This is a genomic window from Serratia sp. HMSC15F11, assembly GCF_001808215.1.
Lineage (GTDB): Bacteria > Pseudomonadota > Gammaproteobacteria > Enterobacterales > Enterobacteriaceae > Serratia > Serratia nevei.
The window spans coordinates 59,320-68,025 of sequence record NZ_KV792476.1 but is presented as its reverse complement, the minus strand read 5'-3'; the positions used below and the strand labels follow the sequence as shown (position 1 = coordinate 68,025).

Sequence of the window (8,706 nt, the reverse complement as noted above, 5' to 3'; positions counted from 1 at the left end):
CCGTACCAGGTGCCGCCGATCAGCTGCATGCGCTCGGTCAGGTTGAAGGCGACGAAGTTCTCCGAGTTCAGGCCTTGCTGCTGCCAGTTCGGGTTGGTGCATTTGGCGCCGTTCATCACCACGAAATCCGGCTCGAAGTCAGCCAGCTCTTCGTCGCTCGGGCGGATGAACATGTTTTTCACGAAGTGCGCCTGCCAGGCCACCTCGGTGATGAAGCGCACTTTCAGGCGCGAGTCGGCGTTGGCGCCGCAGAAGGTATCCACCACGAACAGGCGTTTGCCGGACAGTTGTTCGGTGACCAGGTGTTTCAGATCGGCCCACACTTCCGGGCTGAGGGGTTTGTTGTCGTTTTTGCCTTTGCCCTGATCGGCCCACCACACGGTATCGCGGGTGATGTCGTCGCGGACGATGTATTTGTCTTTCGGCGAGCGGCCGGTGAAGATGCCGGTATCGACGGAGACGGCACCCAGCTTGGTGACTACCCCACGCTCAAAACCTTCCAGAGATGGGTCTGTTTCTTCCTTAAACAGCAGTTCATAGCTCGGGTTGTGAACGATTTCGCTAACGTCGTGAATGCCGTAAGCGGCCAGATCCTGAGGGGTTATACCTTTAACGCGCATGTTACTACTCCTTGGTCACAGAATTTCTGGCGGCAATTGTAGGGATCTAACGGTGCGTAACCGCGATGGGTATCAAATATTTAACGTTTTAGGCGGTATTTCGTTACGATCTGAGAGATAGCACACGGAAAAAAGCAAACGTGCAAACGGCGGGCGTTGGCGGGCGCCGGGCGCGCCCACCGAGGGGTGTGACTTAGTGCAACTGGTCGCTTTCGCCGGTGTTACCCGCATACAAAGCGGCAACATCAACCGGGTCAAAGACATAGTGGCTGCCACAGTAGTCGCAGTGCATGTCGATATTGCCGTCCTGCTCCAGCATGTCCGCCACTTCGTCGGTCGGCAGGGTCAGCAGCGCGTCGGCGCAACGCTGGCGCGAACAGGTGCAACGGAACTGCACGTCCTGCGGTTCGTACAGGGTGACCTCTTCCTGGTGATACAGGCGGTACAACACTTCGTTGGCCGGCAGGCCGAACAGCTCTTCGCTTTTTACCGTGTTGGTCAGTTGCACCAGATGATCGAAATCATCGAGGTTGCCGTCCTGCGCCGGCAGCACCTGCAGCAGCATACCGGCCGCCGCGGCGTTGCCTTCCGCTTCGCCGGTGCGGATGAACAGGCGGGTTGGCAGCTGCTCGGACTGGCGGAAGTAGGCTTCCAGGCATTCAGCCAGGGTTTCACCTTCCAGACCGACCACGCCCTGATAGCGCTCGCCTTCCGTCGGCGAAATGGTGATGACCATGACGCCGTTGCCGATCATCTGATGCAAGGTGCTGTCGTCGGCGATAGGCGCCTGGGTGCGCGCAACGCCGCGCATCTCCTGACGGTTGTTGCCGTTGATCACCGCCAGCTTCAGCGGGCCGTCGCCTTGCAGCTGCACGGTGATGTCGCCGTCGAACTTCAGGGTCGCGGTCAGCAGACTGGTGGCGACCAGCAGTTCGCCCAGCAGCTTTTGCACCGGCGCCGGGTAGTCGTGGTTGTTCAGGATCTGCTGATAGGTTTCGCTGACGGTAACCAGCTCGCCGCGCACCGCGTAGTTTTCAAACAGGTAACGGTGCAATTGGTCATGGTTGGACATAATCTTCTCTCATTGCGGTGAGGGGTTATTCCGGCTCACCAAATTTAAATTTCATCAGGTCGCGCCGCTCCTTTTTGTCCGGACGACGGTCCGGATGCGGCATGGTCAACGCGTTCATCTTGCGCGCCAGCGCCATCTTTTCGCGGTTGGCGATGCTGGCTTCGGTTTCCTGATACATTTGCTGCGCCTCGCCGGCGCCGCGGCGTTGGCTGGTCAGCGCCAGCACGATCACCGTACGTTCTTCGTTGCCCTGCCGCAGCTTGAGCTCGGCGTTGAGTTCGACAATCTTGCTCGGCTTACCGCGCTGGCCGTTGTAATGCACCTTGCCGCCGTCGATCATTTCGCGTGCCAGCGCGCGGGTCTTATAGAAGCGTGCGGCCCAGAGCCACTTATCCAGCCGTACCGCGTCGTCGCGCGTCGCTTTTTCCTTCATGCTTCCCCCTTGGCCAGCGCCGGTATCAGCAGGCGATAGTCATGCATCGACGGATGGCGCTGGAAGCTTTTCTCCGCCGTACTGGAGTCTGGGTTTTGCACGCCCAGGCAGTAACGAATGCCGAAAGTGCGCGCCGCGTCGAGGATCGGCTCGCCGTCGTCGACGAACAGCGTGCGCTGCGGATTGAATCCGGTGTGCTGTTGCACCGCCTGCCACAGACGCTGATCTTCTTTCGGATAACCAAATGTGTGGGTGGAAAACAATAAATCAAGGTGCCGATCGAGGCCGGTATGCTCGATTTTCACCGCCAGGCTGTGCGGGTGGGCGTTGGTCAGCAAAATGGTTTGCAGACCGGCGTCGCGCAGCGCCCGTAAAAACGGCTCGGTGTCTTCGCGCAGCCGGGCGCGGCTGCCGACTTCGCTGGTCATGCGGTAAATATCCAGATCCAACCGCTCGCTCCAGTAATCGAAGCAATACCAGTTCATGGTGTGCTGCACCGCCTGATACTCCCGCTCAATGATATGGCGGGCTTCGTCGAAAGGAATGGCGCGCCTTTCGCTCAGCGCCTGTGGCACCAGGCTGAGCCAAAAGTGGCTGTCGAACTCCAGATCCAGCAAGGTGCCGTCCATATCCAGCAGCACGGTATCGATCTGCGGCCAATCAAACTCGGGAACCATAAAAACTCCACGGGCGGACCGACGGGCGGTCCGCAGATGAGAATAATAGCGTTAGCGTAGCATAAGCAGATGACAGGGCGGAGGCCCCGGCGTCAGGTTCAGGCCATCGGCCGCATCGACATCGGATTGAGCTGCGGATTGAAGCAGCTGTCGTAGTAACGCTGGATATCGGCGACGCGGTGCTGATTGATGCGACGACGTTGCACCAGCCGCCAGGCGTTATAGCCCAGGCTGATGACGACCGCCAGCAACAGCAGACTGGTACCGAGGTAGCGCCATAGGGTGATCATGTCCGGTTCGCTGTGCAGTGCCACATGACGGGTGCCGTTGGCGTCGACGCTGAGGCTGGTGATCACGCCCTGTGCCTGGAAGGGGGTGTGCAGCAGCAGAGTGGAAAGGCGCTGCAACTCATTCCACTGGTCGAGGGCGTTGTATTCGCTCTGCGGTGCCGACGGCTGCGGATGGCTGACCAGCTGGCGGCCTTCGTCGCTGCTGATCAGGAAACCGCCCGGCGGCGGGCTGTTGAGCGCTGCGGCGGCCAAACGCGTTTCATTGAAGATGAACGACGATGTGGCCACTTTGGTCAGGCTTTCCAGCGACTCGGCGCTCACCGGGCGCAGCAGGACGTTGACGCCTTGCAGCGCGCCGGACCTGGCGCGTTTCACCAGGCCGCTCCAGTTTTTGGCGTTGCCCAGGTTGACCAGGGCGTTCTTCAACCGCACGCAGTCGCTTTCTGCCTGGCACAAATTCTGTGTTTTCAAAACGATATCAGAGAAGTCGTCCAACAGGATCATGCCGGATTTCTCGATGGCGCTGGCCAACTGCGGGTTGACCTTCTGATCGGCGCCGCTCGGATGCAGCTGGCTGTTGACCGTGGCCAGCAGGGCCGTCGCTTTGTCAATGACTTCCGATTCCGGCTGCGGCAGTGGGGCGGCGTTGTTCCAGTAGATGCCGGAGCAGTCGAACGGCGCAAAATTGACGGCTCTGCCCCCATTGGCCGGCGGGGGCACATAGCACATGCCGCTGCCGCGCACTTTCAGCGTGTCGCCGATGCGCAGCGGCGTGGCTTCCAGCGCCTGAACGCTGGTCACTTCCACTTTTTGCGCACCCTGCAGCCAGGCCATGCTGAGGGTCAGCGGCAGGTTGAGCGGGATATAGATCAGCAGCAACAGCAGCACCAGCGCCGAGCTGGCGACCAGCACCGCGTTGCGGCCCCACTGCTGCAGCGGGAAGTTTTTCACTTCGTCATGCAGCGAGAGGAAGCGCCCCTGACGCACCACCTGCCGATTGAGATAGACGTCCACATCGGTGGTCTTGCCCAGGTCCTGCGTCAGGTAAGGCTGCCAATGCGGCGGGTAGATAAGATCGATGATGCCGAGTGAAATGTTGCTGATCTGCCCCTGGCCGGATTCGCCGAACAGGCCCCAGCGCTTCGGCGTACCGCGCAGACAGTGGATCTCTTTCAGCTCGCGTGACGCCGGACGGCGGAACAGGTTCCAGCATCCCCAGGCGATCATCAGCACCGCCACGAAAATCATCCAGGGGATCACCAGCACCGGGCTTATCAGGCTGAAGAACAGCAGCAGCAGCGCGGCGGAGATGATGACGGCTTCACGGATGCCGTTCGGCCGGTTCAGCGCATGCTCTTCCGGCGTTTCCTTGCGAATATTGATCAGCTCGACATGCTCGCTCTCTTCCTTGCGGATAGAGGCGTTTTTGGTCGGCGCGGCGCTCACCACCGGCGGTTGCGGCCGGTCGTGAATATGATCTTTCAGCGAGTGCCCGTTGAGCGAAATCACCAGCGGCAGCGTCTGGGTACGGATCACTTCCACATGGTTGTCGGCGGTGATATAGGGTTCCCAAAACGGCGGCAGGTGCACCTCTTCGGCATCGAGATAATAGCGCCATTTATTGGGATCGTCGCTGGCCAGCCCATAGCGGGTGATGGCGTGCGTGACGGGATAAACGTTATCGCTTTGCGGGGTGAGCGCCAGTTTGGCTGCGGGCAAGGTAGCGCCGCCGCCGGGTAACAGCTTGTTGCTCAGCTTGTTTTGCTGATTGAGATAGAACTCGACCGCAGCACGCTCTTCGTCGGTCAGCTTGCGGTGGGCAGGTTTGATAAACGGCAGCGCGTGCGCCAGAGCCGACGGGTTGCGCGCCTTGAACCACAGGTACAGGCCGGCGGCAATCAGGCAGACAAGCACTAAGGCCAATATCAACACTATTGTGCTCATGCAATCCCCATCTCACACCCGTGAATTTCGCCAACCTGATGAAAAGGTGAATATTATACGGAGTAAACCGTCAGGAGGCACCCAGAACTAATGAGGGAACAAACAGATTCTCGCTCTGGATCTCATTCCTTCATGACGCAAGGCCATTTTATCACTGATTCTTGCCTGCGTGATACTAGCAACCGGCCTCTGCCGTCGATATCGGTATTATCCTATTTTCATGTGTGCTGTTTGCTGAATCAGTACGGAAAATCGCCCACTGCTGGCTACGCTTGTTAAAAGAAAGTAAATTACTGCTCATGCTCGTTGCGGCGGAGCTTACCCTTAACGCACAATGTGATCAGGATCGAATTTGGTCAGCGTTTGAGCGCCAACGAGCCGTGCGTTACGCCAATCATTATTTCGGTTGCCCTGTCCGCGCCTGGGTAACCTCTTTGAGGCAATCATGGATAAACACCTGCAAAAACCTAAAATTCTGAAAGTGGAAACCGTCGCGCGTTCGCGTTTGTTCAACGTCGAGTCGGTCGATTTGGAATTCAGCAACGGTGTGCGGCGGGTGTATGAGCGCATGCGGCCTTCGGATCGCGAAGCGGTGATGATCGTGCCGGTGATTGGCGATGACCTGCTGCTGATCCGCGAATATGCGGTAGGCACCGAATCCTATGAGCTGGGGTTCCCGAAAGGGCTGATCGATCCCGGTGAGGGGGTGCTGGAGGCTGCCAACCGCGAGCTGATGGAAGAGGTGGGATACGGCGCGAAGCGCTTCGATTTTCTCAGCAAGCTGACGATGGCGCCCTCTTACTTTTCCAGCAAAATGAATATCGTGCTGGCGCACGATCTCTATCCGCAGAGCCTGGAAGGGGATGAGCCGGAGCCCCTGCCGCAGGTGCGTTGGCCGATCGCCGACATGATGGCGCTGCTGGCGGAACCGGATTTTCGTGAGGCGCGCAACGTCAGCGCGCTGTTCCTCTCAGAGGCATTTTTGCGCGCTTCGCGCTGATACGCTTCGCGCCAAACAAAAAAAGGGCCAGATTTCTCTGGCCCTTTTCGATCAGAACAGCTCGTGGCTTTCACCGCCCGGATCGGTCAACGTGGTGCCGGTATCGCGCGATGGGTAGTCCGTCGGCTGAGTTCCTTCGATGAAGTACTCGGAACGGCTACCGCCGCCACCGCCAGAGAGCTTGCCGCTGCTCTTGTCGATGGTGACGCTGATGATGCCCGGCGGCGGCGTGACTTTCTGCTCCGGGATGCCTTCCAGCGCGGTCTTCATGAAGTCGTCCCACGCCGGCTGGGCGCTCTTGGCTCCGCCTTCACCGCCGGAAATCTGATCCGGGATGGCGCCGGATACCGTCGAACGGCCCAGGTCGCGGCGATGATCGTCGAAACCGATCCATACCGACGTCACGGTATCCGGGCCATAGCCGGAGAACCAGGCGTCTTTGGAACTGTTGGTGGTGCCGGTTTTGCCACCGATATCATGACGTTTCAGATCGCGCCCGGCGCGCCAGGCCGTGCCCATCCAACCCGGTTCACCGAAGATGTTGCTGTTCAGCGCGTCGTGGATCAGGAAGGCCAGCGGCGTGCTGATTACGTGCGGCGCATACTGTTGGTCGCCGTCCTGCTGCACCTGAGCCGGGGTAACCTGCTCCAGCTGCGGCATCGGCACCGTGCTGTTGCTGCCTTCCTGCGAGGTGGCGACGTTTTCGATGTTGTCGTCGGACAGCACCGCCGAACGGTGGGTATCGCCGTAGATCACCGGCAGGTTGCAGCTGCTGCACACCACTTTCGGTTTGGCTTCGAATACCGTATTGCCGTTGTCGTCTTCAATTTTGGTGATGAAGTACGGGTCAACCAGGTAACCGCCGTTCGCCAGCACCGCGTAGCCGCGTACCAGCTGCATCGGGGTGAAGGAGGCAGAGCCCAGCGCCAGCGATTCAGTATGCACGATGTTTTGCGCCGGGAAGCCGAAGCGCTGCAGATATTCCGCCGCGTAGTCGACGCCCATCGCACGCATCGCGCGCACCATCACCACGTTCTTCGATTGCCCCAGCCCCTGCCGCAGGCGAATCGGGCCGTCGTAGGTCGGCGGCGAGTTCTTCGGCCGCCAGTCGGTGCCGGCGCCGGCATCCCAGCGGGTAATCGGCAAGTCGTTCAGAATGGTGGCCAGCGTCAGGCCTTTATCCATCGCGGCGGTGTACAGGAACGGTTTGATGTTTGACCCCACCTGGCGCAGAGCTTGCGTGACGCGGTTGAACTTGCTCTGGTTGAAATCGAAACCGCCGACCAGCGCTTTCACCGCGCCGTCGTTCGGGTTGATCGAGACCAGCGCCGAGTTGACGTCCGGGACCTGCGACAGCCACCAGGCCTCGTTCACTTTACGCACCCACACCTGCTGGCCGGCCTGCACCACGTCGGTGACGCGTTTCGGCGTTGGGCCTTGCTGCGTGTCTGAACGGTATGGGCGCGCCCAGCGCATGGTCGCCATCGGCAGGGCAATGCTGCTGCCGTCGGCCAGCATCGCCGTCGCTTCCTGCTGGTTGGCGGCGGTGATCACCGCCGGCGCCAGCGGGCCGTAGTTCGGCAGATTTTTCAGCGAATCGACAATCTGTTTGCGATCCCAGGCCGCTTCGCCGACTTTCCACAACACGTTGGACGGGCCGCGGTAGCCGTGGCGCATGTCATAGGCCAGCACGTTGTTGCGTACCGACTCTTGCGCCGCCAGCTGCAGCCGTTTGGTGACGGTGGTGTAAACCTTGTAACCGTCGGTATAGGCATTTTCACCGTAGCGCTTGATCATCTCCTGACGCACCATCTCGGAGAGATACGGCGCGGAGAAGCTGATTTCCGGCGCATGGTAGTTGGCGACCAGATCTTCGGCGCGCGCCTGATCGTACTGCGCCTGCGTGATGTAGTGTTCGTCCAGCATGCGCGACAGCACCACGTTGCGACGGGCAACGGCGCGATCGTGCGAATAGAGCGGGTTGAAGGTGGACGGCGCTTTCGGCAGGCCGGCGATGGTCGCCATTTCGCTCAGGGTCAGCTGGCTGACGTCTTTGCCGAAATAGACCTGAGCGGCGGCACCCACGCCGTAGGCGCGGTAACCCAGATAGATCTTGTTCAGATACAGCTCAAGGATTTCATCCTTGGTGAGCATCTGCTCGATGCGCACCGCCAGGAAGGCTTCCTTGATTTTACGCATCAGGGTGCGTTCCGGGCTTAAGAAGAAGTTACGCGCCAGCTGTTGGGTAATGGTACTGGCCCCCTGCGAAGCGTGGCCGGAGACCAGCGCGATGGAGGCGGCGCGGAAGATGCCGACCGGATCGACGCCGTGGTGATCGTAGAAGCGGCTGTCTTCGGTGGCGATGAATGCGTGCACCATCACCGGCGGAATTTGATCCAGCTTCAGCGGAATGCGGCGCTTCTCGCCATATTGGGCGATCAGTTCGCCATCGGCGCTGTAAACCTGCATCGGTATTTGCAGCCGCACGTCTTTCAGCGTTGCGACGTCGGGCAGCTGCGGCTCGACATATTTGTACAAGCCGAAAATCGAGGCTGCTCCCAGCACGATGCAACATACTGCAAGGATTAGTAAATACTTTACGAACTTCACCTGAGATTTCCCATTTCTAAGTCATTTGGGCAGTTTATAAACAACCGCGCGGTAGTATAA

Annotated in this window: 7 protein-coding genes; 1 reads left to right on the top strand and 6 read right to left on the bottom strand. The window is 59.6% G+C overall.

Going from position 1 to position 8,706, the window contains the following annotated elements; translation table 11 throughout:
• The 5 genes from HMPREF3138_RS27195 to HMPREF3138_RS16470 form a co-directional block, all read right to left on the bottom strand.
• Positions 1-620, bottom strand: a 620-nt coding sequence (locus HMPREF3138_RS27195) for a phosphoenolpyruvate carboxykinase (ATP) (protein WP_246828730.1), incomplete at its 3' end; no start/stop codon positions are given.
• Between the two features lie 193 nt (positions 621-813).
• Positions 814-1,692 carry an Hsp33 family molecular chaperone HslO gene (gene hslO / locus HMPREF3138_RS16485; RefSeq protein WP_015379307.1) on the bottom strand — a complete coding sequence of 293 codons (879 nt, stop codon included), beginning with the start codon at positions 1,690-1,692 and terminating at the stop codon, positions 814-816.
• 25 nt (positions 1,693-1,717) lie between these two features.
• Complete coding sequence (gene hslR / locus HMPREF3138_RS16480) at positions 1,718-2,125, bottom strand: ribosome-associated heat shock protein Hsp15 (protein ID WP_015379306.1); 408 nt, start codon at positions 2,123-2,125, stop codon at positions 1,718-1,720.
• Positions 2,122-2,802: a GMP/IMP nucleotidase gene (gene yrfG / locus HMPREF3138_RS16475; protein ID WP_038878160.1), complete on the bottom strand. Its 681-nt coding sequence runs from the start codon at positions 2,800-2,802 to the stop codon at positions 2,122-2,124. The genes hslR and yrfG overlap by 4 nt, the downstream gene beginning before the upstream one ends.
• 98 nt (positions 2,803-2,900) lie before the next feature.
• A complete protein-coding gene (locus HMPREF3138_RS16470; protein ID WP_049193823.1) occupies positions 2,901-5,036 on the bottom strand; it encodes an intracellular growth attenuator family protein in 2,136 nt (711 codons plus the stop codon).
• A 445-nt stretch (positions 5,037-5,481) separates the two neighbouring features.
• Between HMPREF3138_RS16470 and nudE the strand changes: the two genes are divergently transcribed.
• A complete protein-coding gene (nudE, locus tag HMPREF3138_RS16465) occupies positions 5,482-6,036 on the top strand; it encodes an ADP compounds hydrolase NudE (RefSeq protein ID WP_038878156.1) in 555 nt (184 codons plus the stop codon).
• 51 nt (positions 6,037-6,087) lie between these two features.
• On the opposite strand, the gene mrcA is transcribed toward nudE, so the two are convergent.
• On the bottom strand, positions 6,088-8,646 hold the full coding sequence (gene mrcA, locus HMPREF3138_RS16460; RefSeq protein ID WP_038878154.1) for a peptidoglycan glycosyltransferase/peptidoglycan DD-transpeptidase MrcA: 2,559 nt from the start codon (positions 8,644-8,646) through the stop codon (positions 6,088-6,090).
• Between the last annotated feature and the right edge of the window lie 60 nt (positions 8,647-8,706).